We start from the raw sequence: 17,499 nt of genomic DNA on the forward strand, positions 1-17,499 counted from the left end.
ATGTTGGGCATTCATACCTCTTGCGCGGCAAGGCGCGAGGTGCGCCGGGTGATCGCCATGCGCCGCAGAAAGGCGGCGATGAAGATCGCGGTCAGCATCAACACGATAGTGGCCGCGGGCGCGGAATCAAGAAAGAAGCTGACATAGGTGCCGCCCAGCATCGCGGCCACGCAGACCAGCACCGACACCCACAGCATCCGACCAAAGCTGCGCACCAGAAGGAAGGCGATCGCGCCGGGCGTGACCAGGAGCGCCACGGCCAGGATCAAGCCGACCGAGCTGAGCGTGGCCACGATGCAGAGCGACAGCGCGGTCAGCAGCGCGTAATGGAGAACTCCGGTGCGCAGACCTGACGCCTTGGCCTGTGCCGGATCGAATGCATGCAGCAGCAGATCGCGCCATTTCAGCGCGAGAAGGCCGGTGACGGCCAGTGCGATCAGGCCCGAGGTCCAGAGATCGGGGCGGCCAACGCCCAGCATGTTGCCGAAGAGGATATGATCGAGATGCTCGTTCGTGGTGATCGAGGTATACATCACGATCCCGAGGCCAAACATGCCGGAGAAGACGACACCCATCACAGTGTCCTCCTTGACCCGGCTGTTGTGCGACAGATACCCTGTTGCCAGCGCGCAGGCCATGCCCGCGCCGAACGCCCCCACGATCAGCGGCAGACCCAACATCCAGGCCAGTACGATCCCCGGCAGTGTCGCGTGACTGACGGCATCGCCCATCAGCGCCCAGCCCTTGAGCACCATGAAGCACGAGAGCATTGCCGTGGGCGGCGCGACAAGGAGCACGATCAGGAAGGCGTTCTGCATGAAGGGAAACTGGAACGGCAGGAGGAGCGTGTCGATCATGGGCGCAGCTTTCCGGTCTGTGCGCTCGCCCTATGGTCAGGGACCGCGTCGCGGCCGCCGGCGGCCTTGCGCCGCGCGGCCAGCATCCCGTGCTTGGGCGCGAAAAAGAAGGCGATGAGGAAGATCACGGTTTGCAGCACCACGATGATGCCGCCCGTCGCGCCGTCGAGGAAATAGCTGGCATAGGCGCCGAGAAAACTGGTGAGTGTGCCGATCAGGACAGACACAACGATGAGGCGTGGGAACCGGTCGCACAGCAGATAGGCCGTGGCGCCGGGGGTGACGACGAGCGCGATCACCAGAAACGCACCGACCGTTATCATCGCGGCGACGACCGCAGCGGACAGCAGGATGAAGAAGACGGCCTTGAGCAGGTCTGGCCTGAGGCCGATCGTGCGCGCGTGATTTTCATCGAAGAAGACGACCATGAGGTCTTTCCATTTGGCCAGAAGCACCGCCAGCGCGACAAAGCCGATGATGGCCAGTTGCAGCGTATCCTCGGGCGTGATGGCCAGAATATTGCCCATGATGATCGTCTGGATGCTGACCGACATGGGCGAGAGCGACACCATGAAGAGGCCGAGCCCGAAGAACGAGGTGAAGATGATGCCGATGATGACGTCGATCTTGAGCCCCGAGCGCCCCGACAGGAACAGCATGGATCCCGCCGCCAGACCGCCAGCGATGAATGCCCCAAGCGCGAAGGGCAGCCCCAGCATGAAGGCTCCGGCAACGCCCGGCACGACCGAATGGCTCAGCGCGTCGCCGATCAGGGACCACCCCTTGAGCATCAGGTAGCACGACAGGAACGCGCAGACCCCCCCTGTCAGCGCTGAGACCCACATCGCGTTGAACATGTAGCTGTAGGAAAAGGGCTCAAGCAGGGTCTGGATCATTCGGCGTCGCCTGCCTTGGCCGGTTTGGCCTTCTTGCGGCGTTCGCCATAATGGACAAAGGGCCGCTCGTCATCGGTGATGATGCGCAATTCGCGCGGATCATCGTCCTCATGCAACTCGTCTCCGCGCAAGGTGAAGTGGCGCAGCACGCCGCCGAACGCCTCTTCGAGGGTGTCGCGGGTAAAGACCTCATCGGTCGGCCCGTATGCCAGCACGGTGCCCTTGACCAGTACGGTGCGATCGCAGAATTCGGGCACCGAGCCAAGGTTATGCGTCGAGACCAGCATCACGCGGCCCTCGTCGCGCAGCTCGCGCAAAAGGGCGACGATCTGCTCTTCGGTCTTGACGTCGACGCCGGTGAAAGGCTCGTCGAGCAGGATCACCTGACCGTCCTGCGCGAGGCTGCGGGCGAGAAAGACGCGCTTGCGCTGGCCGCCCGACAATTCGCCGATCTGGCGGTGGCGAAACTCGGACATCCCGACGCGGGACAGGGCGGTGTCCACGGCGGCGCGGTCGGCCGCGCGGGGGCGCCGCAAGAAGCCCATGTGGCCATAGCGCCCCATCATCACCACGTCCTCGACCAGCACCGGAAAGGCCCAGTCGACTTCTTCGGACTGGGGCACATAGGCGACGAGGTTGGCGGCAAGAGCCTCCTTGACCGATTTGCCCAAAAGGCGGATCTGGCCGCTTGAGGCGGGCACGAACCCCATGATCGCCTTGAAAAGCGTGGACTTTCCCGCGCCATTGACGCCAACGAGGGCGGTGATCGTGCCGCGCGGGATCTGGAACGTGGCATCGCGCAGGGCCGTATGGCCGTTGCGGTAGGTCACGGTGACGCCGGTGGCGGTGATGCCGTCCATGGGGGGCTCTGTGCTGCCCTCTTGGGCATCGCCCGAGCGTGTCTGTTCCGCCGTCATATGTAACCTTGAGTTGTTCATGGCATGAGGTAGCGCATAAGGCCCCGCTGCATAGTCCGCCTATGGCTCCAGCTTGTCTGCGATGGTTTCAGCATTGACGCGCAAGAGGTCGAGATACGTGGGCACAGGGCCGTCCGGGCCGCTGAGGCTGTCGACATAAAGAACACCGCCATAGAGCGCGCCGGTCTCGCGTGCGACTTGCTGCGCGGGATCGGTGTTAACGGTGCTTTCGCAGAAAACGACGGGGATCGCGTTCTCGCGCACGCCGTCGATGACCTTGCGCACCTGTTGGGGCGTGCCGATCTGGTCGGCGTTCATCGGCCATAGATACAGCTCCTTGAGGTCGAAGTCGCGCGCAAGATAGCTGAACGCGCCCTCGCAGGTGACCAGCCAGCGGTCCTCTTCGGGAATGCGGGCGATCCGTTCGCGCAGGGGCTGCACGGCGCGCGTGATCTGCTGTTGATACGTCTCTGCATTGGAGGCGTAGGTGGCCGCGTTTTCGGGGTCATGCTCGGCGAAGGCGGCGGCAATATTGTCGATATAGAGCAGCGCGTTGTCGAGGCCCATCCAGCCGTGGGGGTTGGCCATGCCCTCGTAGGAGCCGCTCGAGATCGAAATCGGGTCGAGGCCATCGGACAGGGTTGCCGAGGGAATGTCGCCCAGATTGCGCAAGAACTGCTCGAACCACAGCTCGAGATTGAGGCCGTTGTAAAGGATCAGGTCCGCGTCCGAGGCGCGCACGATGTCCTGCGGGGTTGGCTGATAGCCGTGGACCTCGGCCCCCGGCTTGGTGATCGAGACGACTTCGGCGGCGTCCCCGGCAACATTCGCGGCCATGTCCTGCAAGATGGTAAAGGTCGTGACGACCTTCATTGGGGCGTCATCTGCCAAAGCGGTGGAGGCGCCAAGGATGGCCCAGACCGTCAGGGCGGCGCGCAGTGGGGCGTTGATGGTGCGGCGCATTGGATCCTCATCGGGAGTGAACATGAGGCCATGTAAATGCGAAGCACTCGCAAGATGCAAGTAAAATGATAATCATTCGCAGAAAGGGTGCGGGGCGCGCCTCAGGGGCTGTTATGGCCGTGTTCAGGGGGCCGCGCTGCCTTGCATCGTGACGGCATTGTCCGGCAGACGGCGCACGCGCAGGGCGAGGCCATCGGCGGTCTGGGACGCTTCGACGCGCACCGGCTGGCCGCAGATCAGCGGCGCCGTGCCGCGATAATCGAAGGCGCTGGGCGCGTTGCCCATGATCGAGGCGGCAAGGTTCTGCATCCAGATGGCCTGCATGGGTCCGTGAACGACAAGGCCATCATAGCCCTCGACACCCTGCGCGTAGGGCGCGTCATAATGAATGCGGTGGCCGTTGAACGTGAGCGCCGAATAGCGAAAAAGCAGCGTCGGATTGGTCGTGATGTCCCAACCCTCGGCGTCGGGCCATTGCTCTGCCTCGGGCAGCTTTGGTTTCGGCGCGCCGGGCCGCTGTGGGGCAGGGTCCTCGCGGTAGACGATATCCTGCCGCTCTTCGATGCGCTTCGTGCCGTCCACTTGGTAGAGATGCCGCACGGTGACAAATCCGAGGCGGCCACTGCGGCCTGTCTTGAAGGTGACATCCTCGATGGTCGAGGTGCGCGTGACCAGGTCGCCCTCCCCAAGGGGAGCGTGACGCTCGATCCGGCCCCCGGCCCACATCCGGCGCGGCAAGGGCAGATCGGGCAGGAATATCCCCGTCCGGGGATGCCCGTCGCGGCCCAGAAGGCCAGGGGTGCAGATATCGGGCGCAAGGCAAAACTCGACGCCGGGGGGCACTTCCAGAGGTGCAAGCATGCCATCCAGAGTGGCGCGATACTCGGCCAGAAGGCGCGGTGCCACCGGGTCCGCGCGCTCGGTGCTGCGCCCGATCCAATCTGAATAGTCGGTCACGCCTTGGCCTCCATGAGTGCGGCCAGATCGCTGGCTGCCATACCATCGAGAGTGGTCAGCGCATCGCAGAGCGCGGCGCCCGGCGCACCCAGCAGCGCCTGCGCCTTGCCGCGCAGACTGCGCGCCAGATCGTCGGGCGCAATCGGTGCGGCCAGATCGTGGGCGAACGTCTGTGTGCGGCCATCCTTCAGCGTGATCTCGCCCGTCGCCTGCATATCGCTGAGCGCGGCGTCGCCCGTGACCGTGACGGATCGGGCGAATTCGGCCAGCGCGGGGTCGGCGGCCAGCGCATCCGTATAGATACGGTCACTGCCCGTTGCATCCCCGCGCAGCGCCATGCCGGCCAGCCACGCATAGCTGAACTTTACCTCAAGGCCGGTGCGTGGCACCTTGATGTCGCAAACGCTCAGCCACCTGGGGTTGGTGCGCAAATGAACCGCTGCGACATCGGCCAAGGCCGCGCCGCGCAGGGCCTCAATCATCGCGTGAGTGCCGTGGCAGCAGGCGTGCAGCTTGTATTTCATCGCGTCCAGCAGCCATGCGCCATCCGGCGCGGCGATGTCGCCGGGCGCATCGCTGTGGGTGGCAAGATAGCCGTTCTGCCCAAAGAGGCCGTCATCTGGCGCGGTCATGCCAGCCTTTGCGAGTTGTGCGCATTCGACCCCCGCCGAGGCCGCGACGCCGGCGTTATAGGGCTTGCCCATCGTGCCGAACTGGCAGCGCAGGCCCGTTGCGCGCGTGGCACACAGGCCAATGGCGGCGCGCATCCGGGCGCGGTCCAGACCCATCAGGCGGCCCGCGGCGATGGTCGCGCCAAAGGCGCCGGCGGTGGCAGTCTGGTGGAACCCGCGCTCGTAATGCGCGCGCCCCAGCGCGAGACCGACGCGAATCGCCGCCTCGCCGCCGACGGCAAAAGCGGCAGATATCGCCTCGGCGCTGGCGCCTGCTTGCTCGCCCACGGCAATCGCGGCGGGATATATGCCGACCGAGAGGTGCCCGACATGGGCGAAATGCGTGTCATCGTAATCGAGTGCATGGGACGCGGTGCCATTGACGAGCGCGGCCATTCGCGCCGGGGCGCGTCCCCCGCCCAGCAGCGCCGCTTGCGGCGCGCCGCCCTCCGAGGTTGCCAGCCCGCGCAGGATACCCGCCACAGGCTCGGCCACGCCTGCGCGGCCGCACATCATCCAGTCCATCAGCGACAGATGCGCGATGCTCCGGCTGGCCTCGGGCACGGCGTGATCCGGCAAGGCGGCCAGATCGAGAAGGGGATCGAGGCCGCTCATACGCCGTAGGACTTCGGCAGGCCCAGCACACGCTCGGCAATGAAGCAGAGGATCAGGTTGGTCGAGATGGGGGCGACCTGGTAAAGTCGCGCCTCGCGGAACTTGCGCTCTACATCGTATTCCTCGGCAAAGCCGAAGCCGCCATGCGTTTGCAGGCACGCCTCGGCGGCCTCCCAACTGGCGTCGGCGGCCAGCATCTTGGCGGTGTTCGCCTCGACGCCGGGATTCTCGCCCGCATCATACATCGCGGCGGCGCGATAGACGATCGCTTCGGCAGCCATCATGTGGGCGTGGGCGCGGGCCAGCGGAAACTGCACGCCCTGATTGGCGCCGATCGGCTTGCCAAAGACGACGCGCTCGCGCGCATAATCCGACCCCTTTTCGAGGAACCACTTGGCGTCGCCGATGCACTCGGCGGCAATCAGGATCCGCTCGGAATTCATGCCCGACAGGATATAGCGAAATCCCTTGCCCTCTTCGCCGACGAGGCTCGAGGCGGGGATGCGGGCGTTTTCAAAGAAGATCTCGGTCGTGGCGTGGTTGATCATGGTGCGGATCGGGCGGATCTCGACACCGTTGCCGCGCAGCTCGCGCAGGTCGATCAGAAAGACCGACAGGCCGTCTGTTTTCGATTGGACCTCATCGCGCGGAGTGGTGCGGGCGAGCAGAACCATCAGATCGGAATGCTCGGCCCGCGAAATCCAGATTTTCTGGCCATTGACGATGTAATCATCGCCATCGCGCTTGGCGGTCGTCTTGAGTCCCAAGGTATCGGTGCCGCTGGTCGGTTCCGTCACCCCGAAGGCTTGCAGGCGAATCGAGCCATCGGCGATGCCGGGCAGATACTGCTGTTTTTGCGCGTCGCTGCCGTGGCGCAGGACGGTGCCCATCGTGTACATCTGCGCGTGGCAGGCCGCCGCGTTGCCGCCGCTGCGATGAATTTCCTCAAGGATCACGGACCCCGCCGTCAGGCTGAGCCCAAGGCCACCGTATTCCTCGGGAATCATCGCACCCAGATATCCCTCGCGGATCAGCGCCTGCACGAATTCGGTCGGGTAGGCACGGCGCGCATCCAGATCGCGCCAATAGCTGCCGGGGTATTGCGCGCAGACGGCCGCCACGCCTTCGCGGATGTCCTGATAGTCGGCTGTCGGATGAAAGGATGTCATGGGCTCACCTCGAAAACTTCTGTTGGCCTATATGTGAAGCAATGGGGCTGGATCGGCCAATAGGGCGGGCGTCTGGCGGCTATCGGCGCACCTTATGTCTCCAGTTCGCCCTCCCAGATGCCGCGCTCGACTAGGTCGCGGGCAACGTCCAGCGTGACTTGCGAAATGGCGTGGCAGGCGCGGCTGCTCTTGCGGGCGGGATTGGTCGCCAGATAGACGGGGCGCACCATGTCCGGCTCGCAGATCGGCGCCTTGACCAGATCGCCGCGCGCGACGAAATCATGCGCGGCGGCGGGGGCAAAAATGGCGTAGCCCGATCCGCGCGCCACCAGTTCCTTGATCTGGGTCATCGCATCCATCTCGATCGTGACATTCAGTTGAACGCCGCGCGGCTGGGCATAATCCTCGATCGTCTTGCGCAGGCCGTGGGACGGGCTGGGCAGGATCAGTTCCAGCTTTTGCAGGTCGCGCAGGCGCACGGGCGTGCCGGGGGGCGTGTCCAGCGGCCATGCGTCCGGGGCCGAGAAAAAGAACAAACGCTCGTTGAGCACATGGATGGTGCGGAAATGGTCGGCCTTGGCGAGGTCGTAGATGAACCCGATATCGACCGTGCCATCGTCGATCCATGTCTTGATATAGCCGCTCATCGCCTCGATGGCTTGCAGGCGAAGATCGGGGAATTCGACGCGCACCGTTTCGGCCAGCGGGACGGCCATGACCATCGACACCGAGGGCGGCATGCCAAAGCCTACCTTGCCGCGCAGGGCGCCGCCCGCCTCGCGCATCTCGTCGAGGCAATCCTCAAAAGCGGCGCATACCGTGCGGGCGTGCTTCAGAAAAAGCGTGCCGTCATCGGTCAGAACCGTGCCGCGCGGGCTGCGCTCGACCAGGCGCACACCCAGTTCTTCCTCCATGCGCACCACGTTCTGCGACAGCGATGGCTGCGCCACGCCCAATGTGCTGGCCGCGACCGAGAGGGACGGCGCTTCGGCGATGGCGATGAAGTAGCGAAGTTGGCGGATATCCATAGGCAGCCCCTTGGTGGTAGAGGGGTCAGCTAAAGGGGTTGCCTATGGGTTTGTCAAGCGAGCCGGGGCCGAGGTTTAGCTGAAGTCGACGATCTGGCGGATCGCAGTGCCGTCGTTCAGCCTGTCCATCGCAACGTTGATCTCATCCAGCCGGACACGGTGGCTCAACATCTTCTCGACCGGCAGCTTGCCTTGCTCGTAGAGGGCGAACATGCGCGGCAGGTCGCGTTGCGGCACGCAAGACCCGATGTAGCTGCCCTTGAGGGTGCGCTCCTCAGCCACCAGTTTCAGCGCGGGCAGGGCCATGCGCTGATCGGGGTGCGGCAGGCCCGCCGTCACGGTCAGGCCGCCGCGCCGGGTGATCTCATAAGCCGTCTCCAGCGCCTTGACCGAACCTGCGAGTTCGACCGCGCAGTCGACGCCGCCGTTGGTCAGGTCGTGCACGGCTTGAATTGTATTCTCGTCCGCCTTGATGCAGTCGGTTGCGCCCATGGTGCGAGCCGCCTCCATTTTCGACTCGAAGGGGTCGATGGCGATGACGCGCCCCGCGCCAGCCGCCGCTGCCCCCAGCACCGCCGACAGGCCCACGCCGCCAAGGCCGATGACCGCCACCGTCTGGCCCGGCAGGATGCGCGCCGTGTTGAATATCGCGCCCGCTCCGGTCAGCATTGCGCAGGAAAACAAGGCGGATACGTGCGCGGGCAGGTCATGCTCGACCTTGACGAGCGAGCGGCGGTCCATCACCGCATGGGTGGCGAAAGCCGACACACCGACGTGGTGGTTGATCGTGTCGCCGTCCATCGACAGGCGCCGCGCGCCGGTCATCAGCTCGCCCACGCCGTGATGCTTGGCCGCGCGCTCGCACAGGGCGGGGCGCCCCTCGGCACAGGGCGTGCAGATGCGGCAGCCGGGGGCAAAGATGCACACGACATGGTCACCGGGCGCCAGATCATCGACTCCCGCGCCGACCTCTTCGACATATCCCGAGGCCTCATGGCCCAGTGCCATGGGCAGGGGGCGGGGGCGGGTGCCGTTGATGACCGACAAGTCGGAGTGGCACACGCCCGCCGCGCCCATGCGGATCAGCACCTCGCCACGTCCCGGAGGGGCCAGGTCGACCTCCCGCACCTCCAGCGGGGCCTCCTTGGCAAAATTTTCGGTGATTCCATCGCGCATCAGCACGGCTGCGGTGATTTTCATGTGACCTCTCCCAATGTCGCGCCCGGCGCACTTGGGGTGCGGGGCGATATGTCTCTGGCCCTAGTCTTGCCTCGCCTTGGGCAATTACAAAAGGGCTGGCGACTCCAAGAGGTATAGGTTTATGATATGGCGGAGCAAGGCACAAACTATTAGTCGTGGCACGCTGATCGTGCTTATGCTGAGGCCGGTCATACCTTTGGGAGGAGGAGTGATGATGTCTATTTCACGAAAAGTAGCGGTCGCGGCCTTGGTCACATGCTTGGGCGCCGGAGCTTTTGCTCAGGACGCGGAGAAGCCCGAGTGGACGAAGTCGCAGTGGGGCCCCGATGATGAGATCGGTTCCGCCAACACGATGACGCCCGAGCGGGTCAAGGATGCAGCCGAGTTGGTCACGACGGGCAAGGTCTATAGCCTTGGCATGATCGTGGACAGCGATACGCCCGCCTTTCCGCCGCGCAGCCTGTCCGTGACCGTTCTGCAACCCAATCAGGTTTCAACGAGCGGATTGGGTGAGAATGCATTCACCTACAATGACGATATCTTCATGGGATGGCTGGGCATCGGCCCGCAGATCGACGGTCTGGGCCATTCCGGAATCGATCACATGTATTACAACGGCCATTCCGACCATGAGTTTGCGGATGCCGCCGGTCTGACCAAGCTGGGCCTCGAGAAGTTGCCGGGCCTTGTCGGGCGCGGCGTCCTGCTGGACATGACCGCGCATTTTGATGTCGACATGGTCGAAGAGGGCACACCCTACACCGAAGAAGACATCAAGGCCGCCGCCGAGGCGCAAGGCGTCACGATCGGTGAGGGCGATGTCGTGCTGTTCCATTCCAACTGGATGGACCTCTTGGATGGCGATGCGCCCGATCCCGAGCGCTTTGCCGCTGCCGAGCCGGGCGTGGGCGTCAGCGGAGCAGAATATCTCGCCTCGCTGGGGGTGATGGCCGTGGGCGCGGACACCTGGGGCATGGAAGTCGTGCCCGCCGAGGAAGAGGGGCAAGCCTTCCGCGCGCACCAGATCCTGCAACCCGAGCATGGCATCTACATTCTGGAGAACATGGACACGCGCGAATTGGCGCAGGACGGCGTCCATGAATTCCTGTTCGTTCTGGGGCAGGCCCGCATCAAGGGCGCGGTCCAGATGATCATCAATCCGATCGCGATCCGTTGATCGTCTATCGGGCCGCCGCAGTGTTCTGCGGCGGCCAACACACCAAAAAAGGGGAGAAAAACCAATGAAAAAACTGCTTATGGCTACTGCGGCCTGCGCAGCCATGCCGCTGGCGGCATTCGCGCAGGACAAGCCAGACGCGCTGCAAGTCGGCGTTACGGGCTTTTTGACGGGCCCGGCCTCCGTGTTTGGCGTTCCCGCCAAGGACGCGGCGGAAATCCTGGCCGAAGACATCAACGCAGATGGTGGCATTCAGGGCGTTCCGCTCGAGCTGACCTTCATCGACGAGGGCGCGGGCACCGAGGTGCTGACGACCGAATATCGCCGCCTTGTCGAGAATGGCGCCGATGTGATGCTGGCGGCCATTTCGTCGGGCAACTGCAAGACGATTGCCCCGCTGGCGGAAGACCTCGAAGTCATCAACATCATGTGGGACTGCGGCACGCAGACCATCTTTGAAGAGGATGACTACAACTACGTCTTCCGCAGCCAGGCCCATGCCGGCACCGAGATGCTGGCGACGGTTGCCTACCTGCTCAAGACCATGCCCGATTTCGAGACCATTGCCGTCGTCAACCAGGACTATGCCTGGGGCCGTGACAGCTGGGACATCTTCAGTGCCGCGCTGAAGGCGCTGCGTCCCGATGTGGAAGTCGTCGGCGAGTTCTTTCCGAAATTCGGCTCGCCCGACTTTTCGACCGAAATCTCGCGCCTTCAGGCATTGCAGCCCGACATCATCCTGTCGACCAGCTGGGGCGGCGATCTGGACACCTTCGTTCAGCAAGCCTCGCAGCGCGGCCTGACCAACAGCTCGACCTTCGTTCTGCCCCTCGCGGAAAGCTCGCTCGAGCGTTTGGGATCCAGCCTGCCATCGGGCCACATCGTCGGCGCGCGCGGCGATCACTACTGGAACCACCCCGAGCGCCGCGATGACGAGGACTTCAAGTCGTTCATGGCCAAGTTCGAGGAAAAGACCGGCTCCAAGGCGATCTACCCCGTCTTTCACATGAGCCAGGGCATCGCCGCGATGAAGGCTGCCTACGACAAGGCTGCCGAGGCGAATGATGGCAACTGGCCCAGCGAGGACCAGGTGATCGAGGCGATGGCCGGGTTGGAATTCCAGGGTCTGGGCCGTCCGGTGACGATCCGTGAGGACAACCAGGGTATCGAGGCACAGCTTCTGGGCATGTCCGTTCAGGGCGGCGAGCTTCCTTTTGCCACGCTTGAGAACATCATGATCTTCGATGGTGACGAGCTGACCACGCCTGTTGGCGAGGAATCCGTTTCTTGGGTTGGCACGCTCGATCAGGAATGGCTTGATGGGCTGACCGTCGATACCTACGAGAACTGATCGACCGAAGAACTTGCAGCGGGGCCTTCGCTAGTCGAAGGCCCCGTTTGCGCCACCACCAGCTAGCGAATCGCGCCCATCCTCGGACGGCCGACTGCCACGCTGGCACCCTCGGGCCTGAGCCTGACCTTGTCTTTTTCGCCGCCACCATCCTTGCCGCCATGAAACAGTGTGGACCCTCATGAACCTTACCTTGTTCCTCCTCGCCTTGTTCGACGGTATCGCCTACGCGGCGCTCGTCTTTATTGTCGCCGTCGGCCTGACGCTGATCTTTGGGGTGATGCGCATCCTCAATGTCGCGCATGGCTCGCTCTATGCCGTCGGCGCGTATCTCACGGCCTCGCTCACGACCTTTATCGTGTCGGCCGGATTGCCGCCCGTCTTGGCCTTTCCCTGCATGTTGGTCTCGGCCATCCTGATCGGCGTCGTTCTGGGCGGCCCGCTGGAGTGGCTGCTCTTGCGCCGCATCTATCACAAGCCCGAAGTTCTGCAGCTGCTTGTGACCTTCGCGATCTTCATGATCCTCGAAGATGTGCAGCGCCTCGTCTGGGGAACGCAGCCGATCTTCCAGTCGACAGCGTTGCAGCTGATGGGCAACGTGCAGGTGTTTTCAGTCAATTACACAGTCTACCAGCTCATCTTGCTGCCGCTTGTAGCGGTCGGCCTTCTTCTTGGGCTTCGGTATTTCTTGCGGCGGACGGTTGCGGGCAAGCTGATCACGGCCACCACCGAGGACCGCGAGGCGGCTCAGGCGATCGGCATTGATGCCGACAAGGTGTTCCTTCTGACCTTCATCGTGGGTGCCGGCCTTGCGGGCCTTGGCGGCGCGCTGGCCTCGCCGACCACCTCCATCCTGCCGGGTATCGGCGCGGATATGATCGTGCTCAGCTTTGCCGTGGTTGCCACCGCTGGCCTCGGCCAGATCGAGGGTGCGGCCTTGACCGCGCTGCTCATCGGTCTGGGGCGGTCCTTCGCGGTCTATGTCTGGCCCGAGACGCAAGTTCTCGTGCCTTATCTGATCATGGTTGCCGTGTTGCTGGTGCGCCCCGAAGGGCTCTTTGGCAGCCCGTCGGCACGCAAGATTTAAGGGGGGCGAGCTAGATGTCTATCCGTTTCATCATTCCCGCTATCCTCCTTTTGCTGCTGGCGTTGGTGCCTTTCGGGGCACCCGGGCTGCAAGTGCTGCTGACGCTTGCGCTGGCCAAGGGTATCGCTGTCATGGGCATCACGGTCCTCTTGCGCAGCGGGCAGGTGTCATTCGGGCACGCGCTCTATTTTGCGATCGCGGCCTATGGCGGCGCGTTTACCCTCATGCTGATGCCGGGAGCGGACCTGATCGTCGTGTTCCTGCTGGGCCTCATCGCTGCGGTGCTATCCGGCGTGATCGTCGGCCTCTTCGTGGCGCGCTATCGCTTCATCTTCTTTGCGATGCTGAACCTCGCCTTCTCGATGATCTTCTGGTCCATCCTCGAGAAATTCTATCACTACACCGGCGGCGCAGACGGCATGCGCCTGCCGCGCCCCACCGTCTTCTGGATGGAGCTTGAGCGCGGTGCGTATGAACTCTTCATGTTCTATCTCGCACTGGCGTTGGCGCTGGGACTTGGCTGGTTTTCGATGCGCTGGCTGGAGTCGCCCACCGGGCAGCTATTCCGCACCATCAAGACGAACGAGACGCGCTTGCAATATCTGGGCATGTCCCCCCAGCGCGTGATGCTGACGGGCTACGTGCTCTCGGCTCTGCTTTGCGGTGTCGGCGGCATCATCATGGGCCTCGTCCAGAACGTCGTCACGCCGGAATACGCCTTCTGGGTCCGCTCGGGCGAAATGGTGTTCATCGCGGTTCTCGGCGGCGCCGGATCGGTCCCCGGCGCCCTGGTGGGGGCAGCGATCTACGAGATCGTGCGCACCTACGCCTCGGCCTTTGCGGGGGATATCTGGCAGTTGGTGCTGGGCACCTTCCTGCTCATCATCATCCTTTTCGCGCCCGGCGGTATCGCGGGCATCTATAACAGCGTGATGGACCGCATCGCGGGCAAGAAGGAGGAGGGCGAATGACCCATCTGCTGGAAACCAAGGGGCTCGAGATCCGCTTTGGCGGCGTCGTGGCCGCTGATAATATCACCCTTCAGATCGATGCTGGCAAGAACCTGGCCATCATCGGACCGAACGGGGCGGGCAAGACGACCTTCCTTAACATCTGCACTGGCTGGCTCAAACCGGCCAAGGGCAAGGTCTATTTCGAGGGCCACGATGTTACCCCCCTGTCGCCGCGTCAGATCACGCGGCGGGGCGTTGCGCGCGCTTTCCAGATCCCACAGCTTTTTACCGAGCATACGGCGCTGGAAAATCTGCTGATCGCCGCTGCCGCGCGCGACCAGCTACGCAATCCGATCCGTGCGCTCAAGGACAGGCGTCAGCGGGCCGAGATGATGCACCTGCTGGACCTGATCAATTGCACTGATGTGGCCCACCGCCAAGTGGACGAGTTGTCCGAAGGCCAGCGCAAGCTGATCGACATCGCCGTAGCGCTGGCGCTCAAGCCCAAGCTGCTCTTGATGGACGAGCCGACATCAGGCGTCGCCAGCTCCGAGAAATTCGGTGTCATGGAGATTCTGGTCAAGGCCTTGGCCGAGGCCGAGGTGACTGCCGTTTTCGTGGAGCATGACATGGGCATCGTCGAGAAATACGCCGACGAGGTCGCCGTCTGGAACATGGGCAAGATCGAAATGCGCGGATCACCACAGGAGGTGCTGGAGCACCCCGACGTGATCCGCGACGTGATCGGGGAGGTCGCCTGATGCTGAGCTTTCACAATACCAACGCTTCGATCGGTAATATCCCCATTTTGCGCGGTTTGGATTTCACTATTCCGGCATCTGGGACAGTGGCGCTGATCGGCCGTAACGGCGCGGGCAAGACGACGCTTTTGCGCTCGATCATGGGGTTCACGAACGTCACGGGCGAGATCCGCTTTGATGGGCAGGACATCAGCGGCATGACCCCGGCCAAGCGGCCCGCCCTTGGGATCGGCTATGCGCCCGAGGATCGCCGCCTGTTTTCGGCCTTCACTGTCGAGGAGAACATCCTCCTGCCCGCTCAGGTGGCCAAGCTGGACGCCGAGACGACCCAGAAAAGGCTTGATCGCGTGTATCACATCCTGCCCGAGTTGCGCGAGATGGCCAACCGGCCTGCCGGGAACGTGTCGGGCGGGCAGGGCAAGATGGTTGCTCTGGGCCGCGCGCTGATGCTGGGCACCAAGCTGATCATGCTGGACGAGCCGTTTCAGGGTCTCGCGCCCGCGCTGGCCAAGCGGTATGCCGACGCGCTGCGCGATCTGCGCGACACGGACCAAAACGTGACACTGATAATCACCGAATCGAACCCCGCGCTGCTGCGCGGATTTGCCAGCCTGACCTTCGTGATCGAACGCGGCGCCGTCGCCGAGGGATCGCTGGACGACAAGAAGGAGACTGCGTGATGCCGTATGACATGACCCTGCCCAAACCCTTGAACCTGGTCGGCGGCAAATGGGTGCCGACCGCCTCGGGGGAGGAGATGGACGTGCGCTCGCCGCTGGATGGTGAGGTCTTTACCACGATTGCCGCGTCCCAGCCCGAGGATGTAGACGCTGCTGTGATTGCCGCGCGCGACGCCTTCGATACAGGCGCATGGGGCCAGTTGACCGCCGCCGAGCGCGGTCGCCTCATGCTCAAGCTCAGCCTGCGCATCCTTGAAGAGGCCGAGCCGCTGGCGCAGTTGGAGAGCCGCGACAATGGCAAGCCGATGAAACAGGCGCGCGCCGACATGGTCGCCTGCGCGCGCTATTTCGAATTCTACGGCGGTGCCGCCGACAAGGTCCACGGCGAGATCATTCCCTTTATGGCCGGCTACAACGTGCAGGTCGCGCGCGAGCCCTACGGCGTCATTGCCTGCATCATTCCGTGGAACTACCCGTCGCAGATGTTCGCCCGCGCGCTGGCGCCGGCGCTTGCCATGGGCAATTCGACCGTGTTGAAGCCTGCCGAGGATGCGTGCCTGACCTGCCTGCGTCTTGCGGAACTGGCGGGTGAGGTCGGCTTCCCGGACGGTGCGATCAACGTGGTGACAGGGCGCGGCGATGTCGCGGGCAAGGCCCTGTCAGAGCATCCCGGCGTCGATTTCATCGCCTTCACCGGCTCGCCCGAAGTGGGCCAGATGATCCAGATCGCGGCGGCGAAAAACTACATCCCCTGCACGTTGGAACTGGGCGGAAAATCCCCGCAGATCGTCTTTGACGATGCCGATATCGAGGCTGCGCTGCCCTTTCTCGTGGGCGGGATCATCGCCAACGCTGGCCAGACCTGCTCGGCCGGGTCGCGCATCCTGATTCAGGAGAGCGTCTATGACAAGGTGATCGCGGGCCTCAAGGAGCGGTTCGAGGCCATCGAGGCATCCGATCAATCCGAAGATGCCACGCTGGGCCCGGTCATCTCGGCCAAGCAGAAAAAGCGCGTCGAGGCCTATATCGACGGGGCCGACGCGCCGCTGATCGCGCGCGGCACGGTGCGCGAGGGTGCGCCGGAGGGCGGCTATTTCGTGTCGCCCGCACTCTTTGGTCCTGTCGATCCGCATTCGAAAATCGGGCAGGAAGAGGTCTTTGGCCCCGTCCTTTGCGCGATGACGTTCAAGGATGAGGCCGACGCGATCCGCATTGCCAATGACACCGAATACGGCCTCATGGCCTCGGTCTGGACCCGCGATGGCGCGCGCCAGCAGCGCGTGGCCAAGAAACTGCGCGGCGGCCAAGTTTACATCAATGGCTTCGGCGCGGGCGGCGGTATCGAACTGCCTTTCGGGGGCGTGCGCAAATCCGGGCATGGCCGCGAAAAGGGGTTCGCGGCGCTTCTGGAATTCTCGCAAATCAAAACGATCATCAACAAGCACGACTGAGGAGGCGCGTATGAGACTCAAGGGCAAAACGGCATTGATAACGGGCGCGGCCTCGGGCTTTGGCAAGGGCATTGCCGAGCTTTTCGTGGCCGAGGGCGCACGCGTTGCGATCGTTGATCTGAACGAGGCGGGGGCCAAGGAGGTCGCGTCCAGCCTCGGGGATGCGGCCATTGCCGTCGGCTGCGACGTCGCTGATGGCGCACAGGTGGCGAATGCGGTGACCAAGACCAAGGAGGCGTTTGGCGGCCTCGATATCGTGGTCAACAACGCGGGCTGGACCAATAAGAACAGTCCGTTGATGGAGACGGACGAGGCGACGTTCCGCAAGATCTATGACATCAACGTGCTGTCGATCTTTCACATGACCAAGGCGTGCGTGCCGCTGTGGCGCGAGCAAGGCAGCGGCGTCATGATCAATATCGGATCGGTGGCGGGCATCCGTCCGCGTCCGGGCCTCACGTGGTACAACTCGTCCAAGGGCGCGGTGAACCTGATGACCAAATCGCTGGCCGTGGAACTGGCACCAGACAAGATCCGCGTCAACTGTGTGGCCCCGGTGATGGGCGCGACCGGCCTGCTGGAGCAGTTCATGGGCATGCCCGACACCCCCGAGAACCGCAAGAAGTTCATCGCGACCGTGCCGATGGGCCGCCTGTCGGAGGCGCGCGATATCGCCAATGCGACACTCTACCTTGCCTCGGATGACGCCGATTTCATCACCGGCGTGGTGATGGAAGTGGACGGCGGGCGCACCATTTAAGCCACT

General features: G+C 63.7%; 17 protein-coding genes. 8 read left to right on the forward strand and 9 right to left on the reverse strand.

Going from position 1 to position 17,499, the window contains the following annotated elements:
• Positions 1 to 11: 11 nt before the first annotated feature.
• The 9 genes from V8352_RS03225 to V8352_RS03265 form a co-directional block, all read right to left on the reverse strand.
• Positions 12 to 857, reverse strand: coding sequence for a metal ABC transporter permease (locus V8352_RS03225; protein WP_336422817.1), 846 nt, complete (start codon positions 855 to 857; stop codon positions 12 to 14).
• Positions 854 to 1,753 carry a metal ABC transporter permease gene (locus tag V8352_RS03230; protein ID WP_336422818.1) on the reverse strand — a complete coding sequence of 300 codons (900 nt, stop codon included), beginning with the start codon at positions 1,751 to 1,753 and terminating at the stop codon, positions 854 to 856. The genes V8352_RS03225 and V8352_RS03230 overlap by 4 nt, the downstream gene beginning before the upstream one ends.
• Complete coding sequence (locus V8352_RS03235; RefSeq protein WP_442970943.1) at positions 1,750 to 2,670, reverse strand: manganese/iron ABC transporter ATP-binding protein; 921 nt, start codon at positions 2,668 to 2,670, stop codon at positions 1,750 to 1,752. Before V8352_RS03235 ends, V8352_RS03230 begins: the two co-directional genes overlap by 4 nt.
• A 60-nt stretch (positions 2,671 to 2,730) precedes the next feature.
• On the reverse strand, positions 2,731 to 3,633 hold the full coding sequence (locus V8352_RS03240; protein ID WP_442970949.1) for a metal ABC transporter substrate-binding protein: 903 nt from the start codon (positions 3,631 to 3,633) through the stop codon (positions 2,731 to 2,733).
• A gap of 123 nt (positions 3,634 to 3,756) precedes the next feature.
• Positions 3,757 to 4,590, reverse strand: a complete 834-nt coding sequence (locus V8352_RS03245; RefSeq protein ID WP_336422819.1) for an FAS1-like dehydratase domain-containing protein — start codon at positions 4,588 to 4,590, stop codon at positions 3,757 to 3,759.
• Positions 4,587 to 5,876: an MmgE/PrpD family protein gene (locus V8352_RS03250; protein ID WP_336422820.1), complete on the reverse strand. Its 1,290-nt coding sequence runs from the start codon at positions 5,874 to 5,876 to the stop codon at positions 4,587 to 4,589. Before V8352_RS03250 ends, V8352_RS03245 begins: the two co-directional genes overlap by 4 nt.
• The gene (locus V8352_RS03255) at positions 5,873 to 7,045 is read right to left on the reverse strand and encodes an acyl-CoA dehydrogenase family protein (protein ID WP_336422821.1); all 1,173 of its coding nucleotides are present in this window, start codon (positions 7,043 to 7,045) and stop codon (positions 5,873 to 5,875) included. Before V8352_RS03255 ends, V8352_RS03250 begins: the two co-directional genes overlap by 4 nt.
• A gap of 92 nt (positions 7,046 to 7,137) precedes the next feature.
• On the reverse strand, positions 7,138 to 8,073 hold the full coding sequence (locus V8352_RS03260) for a LysR family transcriptional regulator (RefSeq protein WP_336422822.1): 936 nt from the start codon (positions 8,071 to 8,073) through the stop codon (positions 7,138 to 7,140).
• 75 nt (positions 8,074 to 8,148) lie between these two features.
• Complete coding sequence (locus tag V8352_RS03265) at positions 8,149 to 9,273, reverse strand: zinc-dependent alcohol dehydrogenase family protein (protein WP_336422823.1); 1,125 nt, start codon at positions 9,271 to 9,273, stop codon at positions 8,149 to 8,151.
• Between the two features lie 214 nt (positions 9,274 to 9,487).
• Between V8352_RS03265 and V8352_RS03270 the strand changes: the two genes are divergently transcribed.
• From V8352_RS03270 to V8352_RS03305, 8 genes are all read left to right on the forward strand, one after another.
• On the forward strand, positions 9,488 to 10,450 hold the full coding sequence (locus V8352_RS03270; protein WP_336422824.1) for a cyclase family protein: 963 nt from the start codon (positions 9,488 to 9,490) through the stop codon (positions 10,448 to 10,450).
• 64 nt (positions 10,451 to 10,514) lie between these two features.
• Positions 10,515 to 11,801 carry an ABC transporter substrate-binding protein gene (locus V8352_RS03275; protein WP_336422825.1) on the forward strand — a complete coding sequence of 429 codons (1,287 nt, stop codon included), beginning with the start codon at positions 10,515 to 10,517 and terminating at the stop codon, positions 11,799 to 11,801.
• Between the two features lie 181 nt (positions 11,802 to 11,982).
• Positions 11,983 to 12,888, forward strand: a complete 906-nt coding sequence (locus V8352_RS03280; RefSeq protein WP_336422826.1) for a branched-chain amino acid ABC transporter permease — start codon at positions 11,983 to 11,985, stop codon at positions 12,886 to 12,888.
• Positions 12,889 to 12,902: 14 nt separating this feature from the next.
• Positions 12,903 to 13,859, forward strand: a complete 957-nt coding sequence (locus tag V8352_RS03285) for a branched-chain amino acid ABC transporter permease (RefSeq protein ID WP_336422827.1) — start codon at positions 12,903 to 12,905, stop codon at positions 13,857 to 13,859.
• Positions 13,856 to 14,602 carry an ABC transporter ATP-binding protein gene (locus tag V8352_RS03290; RefSeq protein WP_336422828.1) on the forward strand — a complete coding sequence of 249 codons (747 nt, stop codon included), beginning with the start codon at positions 13,856 to 13,858 and terminating at the stop codon, positions 14,600 to 14,602. Before V8352_RS03285 ends, V8352_RS03290 begins: the two co-directional genes overlap by 4 nt.
• Positions 14,602 to 15,282 (forward strand): ABC transporter ATP-binding protein, encoded by a 681-nt coding sequence (locus tag V8352_RS03295; protein ID WP_336422829.1) that lies wholly within the window; start codon positions 14,602 to 14,604, stop codon positions 15,280 to 15,282. Before V8352_RS03290 ends, V8352_RS03295 begins: the two co-directional genes overlap by 1 nt.
• Positions 15,282 to 16,733: an aldehyde dehydrogenase family protein gene (locus V8352_RS03300; protein WP_336422830.1), complete on the forward strand. Its 1,452-nt coding sequence runs from the start codon at positions 15,282 to 15,284 to the stop codon at positions 16,731 to 16,733. Before V8352_RS03295 ends, V8352_RS03300 begins: the two co-directional genes overlap by 1 nt.
• Positions 16,734 to 16,743: 10 nt before the next feature.
• Entirely contained in the window at positions 16,744 to 17,493 is a 750-nt protein-coding gene (locus V8352_RS03305; RefSeq protein ID WP_336422831.1) for an SDR family oxidoreductase, read from the forward strand.
• The last annotated feature ends 6 nt before the right edge of the window (positions 17,494 to 17,499 follow it).

Origin of the sequence: Roseovarius sp. D0-M9 (genome assembly GCF_037083805.1) — a bacterium.
Classification (GTDB): Bacteria; Pseudomonadota; Alphaproteobacteria; order Rhodobacterales; family Rhodobacteraceae; genus Roseovarius.